Origin of the sequence: Mesoflavibacter zeaxanthinifaciens DSM 18436 (assembly GCF_000422365.1) — a bacterium.
Taxonomy (GTDB): domain Bacteria; phylum Bacteroidota; class Bacteroidia; order Flavobacteriales; family Flavobacteriaceae; genus Mesoflavibacter; species Mesoflavibacter zeaxanthinifaciens.
Map to the genome: position 1 here is coordinate 189,951 of NZ_AULQ01000005.1, position 15,216 is coordinate 205,166.

Annotated in this window: 14 protein-coding genes; 7 read left to right on the forward strand and 7 right to left on the reverse strand. The window is 30.6% G+C overall.

From position 1 onward, the window contains the following. The first annotated feature begins 26 nt into the window (after positions 1-26). Together H574_RS0105350 and H574_RS0105355 are read left to right on the forward strand one after the other, a co-directional pair. Entirely contained in the window at positions 27-1,361 is a 1,335-nt protein-coding gene (locus tag H574_RS0105350) for a TlpA family protein disulfide reductase (RefSeq protein ID WP_027879574.1), read from the forward strand. A gap of 29 nt (positions 1,362-1,390) precedes the next feature. After that, positions 1,391-1,741, forward strand: a complete 351-nt coding sequence (locus H574_RS0105355; RefSeq protein WP_027879575.1) for a DUF2200 domain-containing protein — start codon at positions 1,391-1,393, stop codon at positions 1,739-1,741. Here the strand turns inward: H574_RS0105355 and H574_RS0105360 are convergent. Further along, complete coding sequence (locus tag H574_RS0105360) at positions 1,738-2,097, reverse strand: YraN family protein (protein WP_027879576.1); 360 nt, start codon at positions 2,095-2,097, stop codon at positions 1,738-1,740. The two genes, H574_RS0105355 and H574_RS0105360, sit on opposite strands and share 4 nt — an antisense overlap. A gap of 2 nt (positions 2,098-2,099) precedes the next feature. Continuing rightward, positions 2,100-3,116: a S66 peptidase family protein gene (locus tag H574_RS0105365; RefSeq protein ID WP_051169832.1), complete on the reverse strand. Its 1,017-nt coding sequence runs from the start codon at positions 3,114-3,116 to the stop codon at positions 2,100-2,102. A gap of 72 nt (positions 3,117-3,188) precedes the next feature. Between H574_RS0105365 and metG the strand changes: the two genes are divergently transcribed. The 3 genes from metG (at position 3,189) to H574_RS0105380 (ending at position 6,596) form a co-directional block, all read left to right on the forward strand. Further along, positions 3,189-5,246, forward strand: a complete 2,058-nt coding sequence (gene metG / locus H574_RS0105370; protein ID WP_027879578.1) for a methionine--tRNA ligase — start codon at positions 3,189-3,191, stop codon at positions 5,244-5,246. Positions 5,247-5,411: 165 nt separating this feature from the next. After that, positions 5,412-5,882 carry a lipocalin family protein gene (locus H574_RS0105375; RefSeq protein WP_027879579.1) on the forward strand — a complete coding sequence of 157 codons (471 nt, stop codon included), beginning with the start codon at positions 5,412-5,414 and terminating at the stop codon, positions 5,880-5,882. 12 nt (positions 5,883-5,894) lie between these two features. Next, the gene (locus H574_RS0105380) at positions 5,895-6,596 is read left to right on the forward strand and encodes a YiaD family glycine zipper/OmpA-like lipoprotein (RefSeq protein ID WP_027879580.1); all 702 of its coding nucleotides are present in this window, start codon (positions 5,895-5,897) and stop codon (positions 6,594-6,596) included. A 52-nt stretch (positions 6,597-6,648) separates the two neighbouring features. Here H574_RS0105380 and H574_RS0105385 read toward each other — a convergent pair whose 3' ends face one another. From H574_RS0105385 to H574_RS0105405, 5 genes are read right to left on the reverse strand one after another with little or no spacing between them, the layout of a single operon-like run. Next, on the reverse strand, positions 6,649-7,272 hold the full coding sequence (locus H574_RS0105385) for a hypothetical protein (protein WP_027879581.1): 624 nt from the start codon (positions 7,270-7,272) through the stop codon (positions 6,649-6,651). Positions 7,273-7,317: 45 nt separating this feature from the next. Continuing rightward, complete coding sequence (locus H574_RS0105390; protein ID WP_027879582.1) at positions 7,318-8,331, reverse strand: hypothetical protein; 1,014 nt, start codon at positions 8,329-8,331, stop codon at positions 7,318-7,320. Positions 8,332-8,334: 3 nt separating this feature from the next. Continuing rightward, complete coding sequence (locus H574_RS0105395; protein ID WP_027879583.1) at positions 8,335-9,345, reverse strand: hypothetical protein; 1,011 nt, start codon at positions 9,343-9,345, stop codon at positions 8,335-8,337. Positions 9,346-9,364: 19 nt separating this feature from the next. After that, positions 9,365-11,620, reverse strand: coding sequence for an MORN repeat-containing protein (locus tag H574_RS0105400; RefSeq protein ID WP_027879584.1), 2,256 nt, complete (start codon positions 11,618-11,620; stop codon positions 9,365-9,367). A 6-nt stretch (positions 11,621-11,626) separates the two neighbouring features. Continuing rightward, positions 11,627-12,064, reverse strand: coding sequence for a hypothetical protein (locus H574_RS0105405; protein ID WP_027879585.1), 438 nt, complete (start codon positions 12,062-12,064; stop codon positions 11,627-11,629). Between the two features lie 121 nt (positions 12,065-12,185). On the opposite strand from H574_RS0105405, the gene H574_RS0105410 reads away from it, so the two are divergent. Together H574_RS0105410 and H574_RS0105415 are read left to right on the forward strand one after the other, a co-directional pair. After that, positions 12,186-14,309 (forward strand): Tex family protein, encoded by a 2,124-nt coding sequence (locus H574_RS0105410; RefSeq protein WP_027879586.1) that lies wholly within the window; start codon positions 12,186-12,188, stop codon positions 14,307-14,309. Continuing rightward, on the forward strand, positions 14,310-15,215 hold the full coding sequence (locus tag H574_RS0105415; protein WP_027879587.1) for a histone deacetylase family protein: 906 nt from the start codon (positions 14,310-14,312) through the stop codon (positions 15,213-15,215). The last annotated feature ends 1 nt before the right edge of the window (position 15,216 follow it).

Here is a 15,216-nt window from a genome sequence, read left to right on the forward strand (position 1 = left end):
TGAAAATTGATAAAAAAATAAAACCCATGAATAAAAAGTTATTTTTTGTATTTACTATAATTCCATTTTTTGCATTAGCACAACATACCATAAAGGGAAAATTCCCAAATACAGACGATTTTAAATTTGCCTTTCTATATCAAGTAACAACACAAACCAGCAAATTTGTAAATAATGCCGAAATAAAAGAAGACGGTTCATTTAGTTTTACTTTAGACAAAAATCAACCTGCAGGTACATACCGCATCGTCTACAATCAACCACAAGATCGATATAATTTTGATTTTTTATATAACAATGAAGATATAGAATTGACTTACGACTTTGACGATGGTTTAACCTTTACTAAATCTGAAGAAAATAAGCTTTGGAAATCTTACAATAAAAGCATTCAATTAGTCGCAAATAGTCTTAACAACTTTTACCTAAAAGGAGATAACAACGAAGAAGATTTTAATAAAATCATACAAATTTTACAAAATACACAATCCGAATTTGAGAAAGCAGCAGAAGGCAAAATGGCACTAAACTTTATTACTGCAAGTAAGCCATATATCCCTAATAAATATGTAGATGCCAAAACATTTTCAGAACTAGCAAAAGCAGAGTATTTTAACCATATCAACTTTAGTAATCCTATTTTACAAAACTCAAATTTTCTTATAGAAGCTACTTTAAACTATATTTTTAATTTTATAGACCAAGACCAAGCCAATGCTTCATACATAAAAAATATTGATACTGCTGTAAAAGCTATTGGCAATAACCCTAAGGTAAAAAAAGTAATATTAGAAGTATTATATTCTCAATTTGCATATGAAAATATAGAACCAGTAGCCAATCATATAGCAACAAAACACTTATTAGATATAGCAAAAGCAGATAACGATACAGAATTAATAAAAGATCTTACCAATTTTAAAAATGCATCAATAGGTCATAAAGGTTACAATTTTGATATTGTAATTTATGATGAAAACGGTAAAGCTACCGTAAAAAAAATGCATGATTTAGACGAAGCTGAAAACTACCTAATCATATTCTGGAGCACAACATGTTCTCATTGTTTAGAAGAAATTCCGCAACTACATAACTACGTAAAAACAATAGATAAAAAACAATTAAAAGTTATTGCTGTTGCTTTAGATGAAGACCGTTACCGCTGGAAAGACATGACATACGATTTTCCAGAATTTTATCATGTTTTTGGTGAAGGAAAATGGGATAACCAAATAGGTAACAACTATAATGTCAAAGCTACACCAAGCTACTTTATACTTGGTAAAGACAAAGTAATTATTAAAAAACCATACGACTTTGAAGCTTTTAAAGATTATTTTTCTAAAACATTAGAAGAATAGTTATCTTTAAAATCTAGTATCTAATAATTATGAAAAAAAACAGAGTCTTTGCTATGTCTTTTGCTAGTGTGTATCCTCATTACATCACAAAAGCCGAAAAAAAAGGAAAAACAAAAGAAGATGTACACACTATTATTACTTGGCTAACAGGCTATACTAATGCAGATATAGATACTATTTTAGAAACTAAAATAGACTTTGAAACGTTTTTTGAAAAAGCGCCAAAACTTAATCCTAATGTTCATAAAATTAAAGGTCTAATTTGTGGTTACCGTGTAGAAGACATTGAAGATCCTTTAATGCAAAAAATTAGATATTTAGACAAGTTAATAGACGAGCTTGCTAGAGGTAAAAAAATGGAAAGCATTTTAAGATCCTAAAAAAAGAAAAAAGCATCTTCTAAATGCTCAATATTAAATTGCTTTTCTTCTTTTACAATAGCTATAATATCAAAACGCACATCTACCTCTAGGTTATTTACAGTCACATACTCATCTACTGCTTTAACTAAGTTTTTTATTTGTTTTGGTTTTACAAAATCTTGCGGATTTCCAAAATCTGTTGTAGATCGTGTTTTAACTTCAATTATAGCTAAAACATCTTCTTTTTGAGCAATAATATCGACTTCAGCTTTATTAAAACGGTAATTACGTTCAACAATATCGTAGCCATTTTCAATTAAAAAATCGACTGCAAGTTGTTCTCCTTTTTTACCAAGCTGGTTGTGATTAGCCATTACTATTCAAATACAAGTGTAGATTTTGTTTTTTCAACTTTTAAAGTAGCTTTTCTACCTAAAATTAAAGCTCTATTATCATCTTCGTGTCCTGCTGGCATATTAAATGCAATCGGGAAATCATAATCGGCAAGTGCATCTAAAATTAGTTGTTCTATAGATGTTCCCCAAAGGGTCGTATTTTTTCTTAGCTTAGTCATATCGCCAACAATAACACCTTTACATTGATCAAAATAACCAGCACGTTTTAGACTTTGTAACATACGATCTATATGGTATTTGTACTCGCCAATTTCTTCTATAAATAATATTTTTCCAGAAGTATCAACGCTAGTTTTACTACCTAACATGGTATGAAGTATCGTCAAGTTACCACCAACAATTGGTGCTGTAACTTCACCTACTTGATTATAATTTGAACCTTGTAAAGTATAACTTAAAGTTTCACCAAAAATGGCTTTTTTAAACGTCGCTATAGTTTGTTCTATTTCACTTTCATCCTTAGGTAAACTTACACACATCATCGCATGTAGACTTTGTACACCTAAATTGTGTATTTGGTTATGCAATGCTGTAATATCACTATATCCTATAATCCATTTAGGCTGTTCTAAAAATTTAGTGTAATCTAATTTATCCAAAATTCTAACCGTACCGTATCCGCCGCGTGCGCACCAAATAGCCTTAATATTTGGATTATCTAAAGCGTTTTGAAAATCTTCACAACGTTCTTGATCTGTACCTGCAAAATGATTGGCTTGATTAAACACATGTTTACCAACAACAACATTAAGATTCCATTGTTTTAATAAACGTTTTGCGCGTTCAATTTCTTCATTTCTATGTTTTAAAATTCCTGATGGTGCTACAATTGCAACGGTATCACCAGCTTTTAAATATGGTGGTTGTATCAAATTTTCTGTTGGGTTTTTAAAGTTTGAATTTTGAGATAGCATGGCGTTAGTTCCTGTAAAAAGAAACACCAATAAAGTAATAATTATAAATCTGTTTTTTGACATATTGTAAATGTACATTTTTTTTCTAAATCGCTGTTAAAATGTGTATTTTTACGGCTTCAAAAAGATTTTAAGATGTCAAAAAGATATACAATTACTGCTGCTTTACCTTATACTAACGGTCCTATTCATATTGGGCATTTGGCTGGTGTTTATGTTCCGGCAGATATTTATGCACGTTACAAGCGTCTAACTGGCAACGATGTTGCTTTTATCTGCGGAAGTGATGAGCATGGTGTGCCAATTACTATAAAAGCAAAAAATGAAGGTGTTACACCACAAGAAATTGTAGACAGATATCATAAAATTATTAAAGATTCTTTTGAAGAATTTGGTATTAGCTTTGATAATTACTCACGTACATCGGCGAAAATTCATCATGATACAGCTTCAGAATTTTTCAAAACCTTATACGATAAAAACGAATTTGTTGAAGAAGTTACAGAGCAATTATACGACGAAGAAGCTAAACAATTTTTAGCCGATCGTTTTGTGATTGGAACTTGTCCAAAATGTGGTAACGAAGAGAGTTATGGTGACCAATGCGAAAAGTGTGGTACATCTCACAACGCCACAGATTTAATCAACCCAAAATCTGCTATAACTGGCAATACACCAACTTTAAAAGAAACAAAACACTGGTTTTTACCATTAAATAAACACGAAAACTTTTTACGCGAGTGGATTTTAAAAGGTCATAAAAAAGACTGGAAACCAAACGTATACGGACAAGTTAAATCTTGGATAGACGATGGATTACGTCCGCGTGCAGTAACACGCGATTTAGATTGGGGAATTCCTGTTCCTGTTGAAGGTGGCGAAGGAAAAGTACTTTACGTTTGGTTTGATGCACCAATTGGTTATATCTCTTCTACTAAAGAATGGGCAGAACGCGAAGGAAAAGATTGGGAACCATATTGGAAAGACCAAGACACTAAATTAGTTCACTTTATTGGTAAAGATAATATCGTGTTTCACTGTATTATTTTCCCGTCTATGTTAAAAGCAGAAGGTAGCTACATTTTACCGGACAATGTACCTGCTAACGAATTTTTAAATTTAGAAGGCAACAAATTATCAACCTCAAAAAATTGGGCAGTTTGGTTACCAGAATACCTAAAAGATTTTCCTGGTAAACAAGATGTATTGCGTTATGCTTTAACTGCTAACGCACCAGAAACCAAGGATAACGATTTTACTTGGAAAGATTTTCAAGCTAGAAACAATAACGAGCTTGTTGCTATTTTTGGTAACTTTATTAATCGCGTTGTCGTTTTAACTAACAAATATTATAATGGTATTGTGCCAACGCCATCAACATTTACAGCTATAGATGAAGACACTTTAGCTGCTGTAAAAGCCTATCCTGCGGTTATTGAAAGCTCTTTAGAACGTTACCGTTTTAGAGAAGCAAGTCAAGAACTTATGAATTTAGCACGACTTGGTAACAAATATCTTGCAGATGAAGAACCTTGGAAATTAGTAAAAACTGACGAAGCTCGCACACAAACTATTATGTATGTTGCTTTACAAATTGCTAGCGCTTTAGCTACACTATCAGAACCATTTTTACCTTTTACTTCAGCTAAATTGAAACAAATTTTAAATGTCACATCGAGCGCAGTCGAGATGTCTTGGAGTGATATTTCAACAAAAGACGTGTTATTACCAGCTAATCACCAAATAGGACAAAGCGAATTACTATTTAATAAAATTGAAGACAAAGACATTCAAATTCAATTAGATAAATTAGAGGCTAGTAAAAAAGCAAACGAAGCTGCTAACAAAAAAGTAGAGCCACAAAAAGACACGATTACTTTTGATGATTTTACAAAATTAGATTTACGTGTCGGAACTATAATTGAAGCCGAAAAAATGCCTAAAGCCAAAAAATTACTAGTTTTAAAAGTAGATACTGGCATAGATGTACGCACTATTGTTTCTGGTATTGCCGAGAGTTTTACTGCAGAAGAAGTTGTTGGTAAACAAGTAACTGTTTTAGTTAACCTAGCACCAAGAGCTTTACGTGGTGTAGAAAGTGAAGGTATGATTTTAATGACCGAAAATGCCGAAGGTGATTTAGTATTTGTAAATCCTGATACAACGGTCAAAAATGGGTTGCAGATTAGTTAACAACTGTTAAAAATAATTTCAATATAATATTCTTAAATCTCAATAAACATCTGCTATAAGCAGATGTTTTTGTTTTTTAATCATATGATAAACTTGTCTTAATTAGTCGTCTAGAAGGTGATGATTTTCGTAACTTATAATAGTTACAAACCAAAAACCATTACTATGAAACGACTAATTTTATTATTAGTGACTTTAAGTATTATATCTTGCGGAACTCCAAAAACCGTGAGAGATTCTAAAAAAGTCATTAAAGGCGATTGGGTTTTAAACTCGATTACCTACAACCAAACAGGTACTTTTAACGTTACACTTTTTGACGATGCTTCAAAATCTTGTTTTGAAGGTAGTACTTGGCAATTTATTCCTAACAACAATACAGGAATTTATACAATTAATTCGGCAGGATGTATGTCTGGCGAAAGAAACTTTGTATTTACCATACAAGAAGTAAGTCCAGAAATGGGATTATACGACTTTTTATTAAAGCCAACCAACGAAAAAAATAAGTCTGAAACTAATCAAGGTTACCGTGTTAATCTATCTCAGTTATCAGACACCAACATGCAATGGAAACAAACCGTTAGTTTAGACGGACAACCTTTTGTAATTACAATGAACTTTACCAAAATTTAAAACTAAAAAACCATGAAAAAGACAATTAACAAGATTTCAATATTTAGTCTAACACTACTAATGTGTATTGGACTTACCAACTGTAATGCAGTAAAAAATGCTAATAATAAACAAAAAGGTGCTGTTATTGGTGCAACAAGTGGCGCTGTTTTAGGTGCTATTATTGGTAATAATGTAGGAAAAGGCGGAAACGGAGAATTAGGAGCCGTAATTGGTGGTGTAGTTGGTGGTACTGCTGGAGTACTTATAGGAAAGAAAATGGATAAACAAGCTCAAGAAATTGAGCAAGAAATACCAGGCGCAGAAGTAGAACGTGTGGACGATGGTATTGTTGTTACGTTTGATGAAAATAGTGGTGTCTATTTTGATACTGAAAAGTATAACATAAACGCTGCTTCACAAGCTACATTAAACAAGCTTATAGGTGTATTTAAAGAATACCCAGATACTAATTTATTAGTCGTAGGTCATACAGATAGTTCTGGATCTGACGATTATAACATGACACTTTCTAAAAACCGTGCGTATGCAGTAACTAATTACTTAACTAGCAATGGAATTAGCAGCACGAGATTAACAACAAATTGGTTTGGAGAAACACAACCAATGTATGATAATAGTACCGCCGAAGGACGTGCTAAAAATAGACGTGTAAATATTGCTATTTTACCAAATGAAAAAATGATACAAGACGCGCAAAACGAGTCTAATTAATAATTATTTGAATATAGAAAAAGAGGTATGAATTTTAAATTTCACCTCTTTTTTATTTATATCGTATTCTAAAATATAAAGCAAGTGCTCTTATCATTAAAAAAGGGAAAATAATAAGTACAGACCCAAGCAAATTTGTTGGTGTAAACGTTTCTGGAAAATTACGCACAATAAAAAGCATAAGAATTACTCCTAAAATAATAGATACATGAAGCACTAACATATTAGGTGTAAAAGCACCAAAACTAACTTTAACTGGTGTTTGTTTTATGTGTAACAATACACGTTCTATGGTCACAAATAATAGGTTAATATTAAAAAACCAGTTTCTAAAAAACAATACCTTCATGTTGGTAAGAATTAATACATCATTATTCCAATTTGCCATAAAACCAAAAAAGACAACAATAAAAATAAAATAACCCATCATTTGTATAATAGAACCAAATATGGATGTTGTTTTATTGCTGGCAAGCACAGCATTTTTATTTCTTCTGAAAAAAATTCTATCAATAATTATTCTAATAAGCTCGTTCCACCAGAAAAATAAAATCACATAAAACACGGTCGTTTGTCCGCTCCAAATGGATAAAGCTGTAAGCAATGTAAACACTAAAAAATCCCATTGGGAATAATATTTTAATGGTTTTTCTAAAATAGAAGAAAAGCTATTCATATGATTTTATATTTATCCGGTTTATTGAAATATTATGAAAGATTTTTAACTGTTTAATTCATCTATACTAACGTCGTACAATATGTTTACAAAAGTAGCTTTGTGTAAAAGTAAATTTTGATGTGCTTGTACTTTATTATAAATATGTTCTGACACATTAATAATACCATTACTGGTTTTAATTTGAAAAGCTGTAGAGTGTCTATTAGAAGTTGTCTTTAGCTTATCTATGACCTCAACCCTATTTATTGTTTTTAAATACCCATTTCGTTTAAACTTTGCGTATTGATTAATTTGAATTAAGACTTTAATTGAATAGTACACAAACGCAAAAATTAATGGCATTAGAAATATAAAAAGACCTTTCCATAGTACAAAAAGCAAGACTGTAATTGGTATTAGATATATTAGGTTTTTTCGTGTTTTTTTAAAAAATATTTTTTTGACTAATTCAATTTCCTTTTCTCTCAGAGGAAGAGACTTTTCTATATTATCAAAATTTTGCTTTCTTATTGTTGAATTATACGACTCTGTTGTTTCTGTATTTTTTTCTAAAACATTAAAGGCTAAAACTTCCTTTTTTTTGGGACTAACTTCTAGGTTAACTTTATCATTTATTTTAACCTGAGAAAACTGTTTATAATTAATACTGTGTTGTTTGTCTTCTATTGTAATGTAATAATGTGTTTGTGTATTTTTACGTGAGGACCCATTTCTATGAGATCCACTACTATTATGTCGTGCAGAAGAAGACGTGTGTTTATTTATTCTCTTATCGGTGACAATGCCAGTATAGCAATGTTTTATACCTTTTTTTAAATCAATATAAGTACTCCAAAAAAAATACGATATAAATATCGAAAAAATTAAGGCGAAAACTGAAAAAACAAAAACAGGAATCTTTCCCATTTTATCAGTAGATAACACAGAATTATAAATGACAAAAAAAATAGCACCTACAAAAACACCAAAAGCAATAAGATAAACATATTGACGCTTTAGCTTTTTTCTATCTTTAACTGACAGCGGTTTGATTTCATATAAATTTTGAGATGTCATGTATTATAATTGATTTAGACTTTGGTGAATGTCCTTAAACTTTTCAAGCACTTTATCGTTAAGTTTAGTATCGCCAACAACGGTGCCGTTAGTTAAACTGGTTTTATAAAATTGGATACTGGCAATGGTTTTTGTTTGTACATTAACATCTGCCTTAGCATAAGTTATTTTATTCTTTTGGTCATCTGTTACATAATCAAAAAAGACAATTTTAGAATCTTTTAATTTATCCTTGTATTTTGAGTAAAATTGTGCTGTTTGGTTAGAATAACTTCTTAAACTAAAAGGCAATTTATCCTTTGGTGCTTCTTCGTTAAAACGCTTAATACCTTTTTGTAATTTATTGATAGCAAATTCATTTTCATTTAAGTCAAACTGCAATGTAAAATCGTTTAGATATGTTGTTACTAAAACATTTGAGTTTAGCGATACGTATGATGTAATTTCTTTTCCTTCAAGATAGAGATAATGGATATTTTGCTCTATTTCATTTTGATCTTTTTGAGTTTTAATGGCTTTGTAAAGATTTCCTTTGTTAGAATAAAAATAGGTAGTTTTAGAGTTGTTTATATCTGATATAATTTGGTGCAACTTATTGTTTTTATAATCGTAAACAATATTATTAATATCTCCATTTTTATGAGTTATAGTTTCTTTAATTAGTTGTCCGCTGGTATTGTAAGTATAAGAGTGTTTTTTGTTTTTCTTGATGTTACTGTACTTAAAAACTCGTTTATAAAGTCTGTCATTTTTGTAATAGCTTTTTGTTTTTTGCCAAGAATTGTCTTTTAAATTTTCAATATGGTAATCTTTTATAAAGCCATTTTTGTTAAATTGATATACAGCTGTCTTAATTGGCTCTTTATTTAGATTGTAGCTAATAGCTTCTACTCTTGTAACCTTTTGTGTAAAACCGTAATCTATGTTACTTATATCAGGAAGTAATTGAGCAAAGCTAAGAGATTGGAAACCTAATAAAACTGTAGTAAATAGTATTTTATTTATTTTGTTCATTATTAATTATTTTCAGCAATTAATATCTTGTTATTAAGGTACCATTAGACCAAATACCAGAACTATCTACTGTCCTTGATTTATTAAAAAACACACCAAAACCATCTCTTTGACCATTAGTAAAACTACCAAAGTACCTTGTTCCTGATGTCTTATATGACTCATCACCTATTCCATTTGCTTTATCGTAATAATACTCTCCAAAATAAGAAGTCCCATTTTTCCAGAAATAACTTCCGAAATAATGTTTTTTCCCGTTAGAGAAAAATCCACGATATGTGTCTCCGTTAGTAAAAAAATAGGTCCCAAAACCATCTTTGCAATTTCCTATACAATTATTAATCTTTCTGTTATCAAGATAGTTCTGTGATAATAAATTTCTTGTTCTTTTTCCTTCTTGATAAAAACCAACTTCTGTTATTTTTCCATTTTTTGAATAATAACCGTAACCGTTTTGTTTACCATTTTTCCACTGACCAAAGTATGTACTTCCTGTTTCGTACCATTTGTATAGCCCATAACCTTCTCTTGATCCATTTACAAAGTTTCCTTCATAAAACCCTGATCCTTCATAAGTTTGCAGACCATAACCATTAGCTTTACCGTTTTTAAAAACTCCTTTAATTGTATAGGTTTGACCTTTATATTCTCCATAACCGTTATTACAATTACCAGAAACACAACCTACATTACTATTAGTGTTAACATTAGTTGTTGTTGTATTTAAAGAAGGAGTTGTTTTTTTAATGTTTATGATTTCTAATTTTTTAGTCTTTTTATTTACTTTAATGGCTTTACCTGTAACTTCGCCATTAATAAAACTTCCAAAATAAATATAATCTAAGGTTGATACATGACCATTTCCCGTTGGCTCTCCATTTATATTAAATTGCCCCACATAAAGTCTATTATTTGCTTTCCATTTTCTTGTTCCTACTTTGTATGGTTTTCCATTTTTAAAAAAGCCTATATAAGAATCTTGATTATTGTATATGATAGCCCCATAACCGTCTACACAGTTACCTTGACATGAATTACCCACCTTTTCATTAAGATAATCTTGACCTAAGTTTGTTACTAATTTCCCATCTTGATAGATACCTGCTTCTGATGTAATATTATCCTTAGTTAGATAACCGTAACCTGCTATTTTATCGTTTTTCCATTCTCCGTAATAAATAGTATTAGATGCTTTCCATGTATAAACACCATAGCCTTCTCTTTTTCCGTCATTAAAATTGCCAATATAATTATCGCCATTACTAAAAATTTGATTTGCATAACCGTTAGCTTGACCATTTTCAAAATATCCTGTAATAGTCATATCATCAAATTTGTATTCTCCGTATCCATTATTACAGTCTCCAGACATACAATTTGTAACTACATTAGAGTTATTTTTATGTTCTTGAATTTTACTTTCTATACCGTTGTAATACGTTATTTCTGTCTCATCCATAACCTTTTCAAATATTTTAGAATATTTTCTTCTAAAATTACCATACTGGTCAAAACTCATATCCATAGCATTTTTTTTATACGCTTCGTGACCGTCTTTTGTAAATTCAAACACTTCCGGATTATTAAAAAAAGAAAAAGATTTATAACGATTTAAAACACCTGGAGAGTAAATTCCTTTTTTAATTAGCTCTCCATCTTTGTAAGAGCTAGCATTAATTTTTAATTTATCACCATTAATTTCATAACTTAATGTTATTAAATACTTACCATATTTAGATTCTTTTCTTTCTTCAGTTAATTGACCTTTTTGATTGTATTTAAATGTTATCAAATAATTTTGGCTACCATCTGGATTAATAGTTTTAATAGATACTAATCGTTTATAATTATCGTAGTTAAACTGAGTCGTATAGTTGTTTTCTCTATTTACTTCTTTATAGATTAAACCATCTTTATTGTAAATAAAATCGGATATAGAAGTATATGTAACTTCATCTTTACTATTTATTGCAGTTTCTTTTAAAGATTTTATTATTCCAGAACTAGAATAAGAATATTCGTATTTTCTTCTAAAAGATTTACTTGGTCCAGAAGTTAGCTTTTTGGTTAAAAATCCGTCTTCATTAAAATCTAGATTTAGAGTTCTTTCTACAAAATCTAAAGAATAAGATTTTTTTACTTCTCCATTTAAATTGTAATGATTAAGTGTATAATATTCTGCAGCTGGATTAAGTGGCGCATTTTGCCAATCTATGATTTGTGAATTTGCTTTTACTACAAATAGTAAAATTAAACTTACTAATATATGTTTCATCTTAAATTATTTAGTAGTTACAAATTCTTCAGTAAAATTATCGTCCCATTTAAAGGCATTTACAATCCAACCGTTTTTACTTTTGTAATAGGTAAAGATTAAACGTACTGCTGTATTTTCATATTGGATTAAATATGTTTCGCGTTTTGCTATATCACTAATAGTTTCATCTTTCACTTTTAAATAATTAAAAGGCGCTCCAAAACGATCACTAATTATATTGGTATACTTTATAATTTTTTCTTTTAAAGTTTCTATCTCGTTTTCTGGTATTGGCCAATATGGCGTAAGGATTTGAAAAGCTTCATTTATTTTATTTTGCTTAAAAAGTGTAGTAACTTCTACAGACATTTGCTTAGTACCAGATACGTCTTTTAATAGCTTGGTTTGAGAAATTGTTTGGAAAGAAATAAAGCAGGTTAAGATTAATAGTAAATGTTTCATTTTAAATGTAATTATGATTTAAAACAAAACTAGGTTTAAAGAAGACTTAAAACTATACGATATATGACGTATTTTTGCTAATCATAACATTTATATTTGCCTTTCATTTTTTAAAGAAATTATGCTTTTATTACAATACATCCAATCCAAAACTAACCTATCTGAAACCTCTATAAAAAACACCGTAAACCTTTTAAATCAAGATTGTACTGTACCATTTATTTCTAGATACCGTAAAGAGGCAACTGGTAATTTAGATGAAGTTGAAATTGGTGCAATTGTTAAATATAAAGAAGAATTTGAAACGCTTGAAAAACGAAAAGCAACCATCTTAAAAGCATTAGAAGAGCAAGACGTTTTAACCAACGAATTAAAAGCGAAAATTGAAGCTTGCCAAGACAGTACAACACTTGAAGATTTATATTTACCCTACAAGAAAAGCCGAAAAACTAAAGCCGAAACTGCAAGAAAAAACGGATTAGAACCATTAGCAAAAATCATAATGAGTCAAAATGCTAATGATGTAGAAAACATCGCAGTTAAGTACATAAAAGGTGAAGTAACATCTACCGAAGACGCTTTAGAAGGCGCAAGACATATTATTGCCGAATGGATTAACGAACGTGCCGATATTAGGACTAGTTTAAGACAACAATTAGAGCGTTATGCTATGATTTCCACGAAAGTGGTAAAAACAAAAAAAGATGATGAAGAAGCTCAAAAATTTAAAGATTATTTTGATTGGGAAGAAAGTCTAAATCGCATACCATCGCACAGATTATTAGCTATTCTTAGAGCCGAAAAAGAAGGCTTTATTCGAGTAAAAATTGAAGTTGATAATGATCGCGCTTTAGAACGTATAGACCGAAAAATTATAAAGTCGGACAACGCTTGCGCCGATCAAATAGAAATAGCAATAACCGATGCTTACAAACGATTATTATTCCCATCGTTAAGTAACGAAGCGTTACAAAATGCCAAAGAAAAAGCAGATGACGAAGCGATAAACATCTTTGCCAAAAACTTAAAACAACTATTGTTAGGATCGCCTTTAGGCGAAAAACGTGTATTGGCTATAGATCCTGGTTTTAGAACTGGTTGTAAAGTAGTTTGTTTAGACGAAAAAGGAGATTTAAAACACAACGAAACTATTTATCCGCATGCGCCAAAAAACGACCAAATTGGTGCCTTAAAAAAGTTAAGTACGTTAACTGAAGCTTACCAAATAGAAGCTATAGCAATAGGTAACGGAACAGCATCTAGAGAAACCGAAGCTTTAGTAAGAAAAATTAGATTTAAAACCGATGTACAAGTTTTTGTGGTTAGCGAAGCTGGAGCTAGTATCTATTCAGCATCAAAAATTGCGCGAGAAGAATTCCCTAATTACGATGTAACCGTTCGTGGTTCAGTTTCAATTGGTCGACGTCTTCAAGATCCTTTAGCCGAGCTAGTTAAGATTGATGCCAAATCTATTGGTGTTGGACAATACCAACACGATGTAGACCAAAATAAATTGCAAAAGCAATTAGATGTTGTAGTAGAAAATTGTGTAAATGCAGTTGGTGTAAATATAAATACTGCAAGTAAAAGTTTATTAAGTTACGTGTCTGGTATTGGTCCAAAATTAGCAGAAAACATAGTAAACTATAGAAGCGAAAAAGGTGCTTTTTCTAGTAGAAAAGATATTAAAAATGTACCAAGATTAGGCGATAAAGCATTTGAACAAGGCGCTGGTTTTTTAAGAATAAAAGATGGAGATAATCCGTTAGACGATTCTGCAGTACATCCAGAAAGCTATGCTATTGTTACTAAAATGGCTAAAGACGAAGGCGTTTCGGTAAAAGAATTGATAGGTAATACCTCTACTTTAAAAAAGATTAATTTAAAAAAATATATTACAGAAGAAGTTGGTCTTTTAACTTTAGAAGACATTGTTAAAGAACTTGAAAAACCAGGTTTAGATATACGTGAGCAGGCAAAAGTTTTCACTTTTAATCAAAACATTAAAACGATTGAAGATTTACGCGAAGGACAATTATTACCTGGTATTGTAAATAATATTACTGCGTTTGGTTGCTTTGTAGATGTTGGTATTAAAGAAAGTGGTTTAATACACGTCTCTAACTTATCAGACAGTTTTGTAAAAGATGTGAATGAGCACGTGCATTTACATCAACAGATTATTGTTAAGGTGTTAAGTGTTGATCTTCCGCGAAAGCGTATTCAACTAAAACTGCATAAATAGATGTTGAAAATTGCTTATCATCCTATCTATTGTCATCCTTTACCAGAAAGACATCGGTTTCCTATGTTGAAGTACGAGTTGCTTCCTGAGCAATTAATACATGAAGGGACTTGTACAGAAGATAACTTTTTTGAACCTGTTAGAATGCCCAATGAAAAACCGATTTTAGCGGTACACGACGCCGATTATTTTTATGATTTGCTAAATATTACCTTAGACCGGCGTGCTGCAAGAAAAATAGGCTTTCCATTAAGCGAGGTTTTAATTGAACGCGAAATTACCATTGCAGATGGCACTATAAAAGCTAGTGAGTACGCCTTAAAATATGGTATTGCTATGAATATTGCTGGAGGCACACATCATGCATATACTAACCGTGGCGAAGCATTTTGCATGCTTAATGATCAAGCAATAGGCGCCAGATTTCTTTTAAATAATGGTTTAGCTAAAAAAATTTTAATCGTAGATTTAGATGTACACCAAGGTAATGGTACTGCAGAAATTTTTAATAATGACTCAGCTGTTTTTACCTTTTCTATGCATGGAAAAAACAACTATCCTTTTAAAAAAGAACAAAGCGATTTAGATATTGAATTAGATAATAATATTGGAGATAGTGAGTATTTATCTATATTAAAAAAAGTGCTTCCGCAATTAATAGAAAAAGAACAACCCGATTTTATTTATTATTTATGTGGTGTAGATGTAATTGCTACCGATAAATTAGGTAAGCTAGGATTAACCATTGATGGTTGCAAACAAAGAGATCAATTTGTTTTACAAACTTGTAAAGACCTTAATATTCCTGTAATGTGTAGTATGGGAGGCGGTTATAGTCCTGATATTAAAGTAATTGTTGGCGCACATGCTAACACTTATAGATTAGCTCAAGATATCTTCTTTTAAG

Coding starts and splice junctions, on each gene's coding strand:
- metG (WP_027879578.1), top strand. CDS start 3,189: ATGTCAAAAAGATATACAATTACTGCTGCTTTACCTTATACTAACGGT.
- H574_RS0105375 (WP_027879579.1), top strand. CDS start 5,412: ATGAAACGACTAATTTTATTATTAGTGACTTTAAGTATTATATCTTGC.
- H574_RS0105360 (WP_027879576.1), bottom strand. CDS start 2,097: ATGGCTAATCACAACCAGCTTGGTAAAAAAGGAGAACAACTTGCAGTC.
- H574_RS0105355 (WP_027879575.1), top strand. CDS start 1,391: ATGAAAAAAAACAGAGTCTTTGCTATGTCTTTTGCTAGTGTGTATCCT.
- H574_RS0105350 (WP_027879574.1), top strand. CDS start 27: ATGAATAAAAAGTTATTTTTTGTATTTACTATAATTCCATTTTTTGCA.
- H574_RS0105365 (WP_051169832.1), bottom strand. CDS start 3,116: ATGTCAAAAAACAGATTTATAATTATTACTTTATTGGTGTTTCTTTTT.
- H574_RS0105395 (WP_027879583.1), bottom strand. CDS start 9,345: ATGAACAAAATAAATAAAATACTATTTACTACAGTTTTATTAGGTTTC.
- H574_RS0105410 (WP_027879586.1), top strand. CDS start 12,186: ATGCTTTTATTACAATACATCCAATCCAAAACTAACCTATCTGAAACC.
- H574_RS0105405 (WP_027879585.1), bottom strand. CDS start 12,064: ATGAAACATTTACTATTAATCTTAACCTGCTTTATTTCTTTCCAAACA.
- H574_RS0105390 (WP_027879582.1), bottom strand. CDS start 8,331: ATGACATCTCAAAATTTATATGAAATCAAACCGCTGTCAGTTAAAGAT.
- H574_RS0105400 (WP_027879584.1), bottom strand. CDS start 11,620: ATGAAACATATATTAGTAAGTTTAATTTTACTATTTGTAGTAAAAGCA.
- H574_RS0105380 (WP_027879580.1), top strand. CDS start 5,895: ATGAAAAAGACAATTAACAAGATTTCAATATTTAGTCTAACACTACTA.
- H574_RS0105415 (WP_027879587.1), top strand. CDS start 14,310: ATGTTGAAAATTGCTTATCATCCTATCTATTGTCATCCTTTACCAGAA.
- H574_RS0105385 (WP_027879581.1), bottom strand. CDS start 7,272: ATGAATAGCTTTTCTTCTATTTTAGAAAAACCATTAAAATATTATTCC.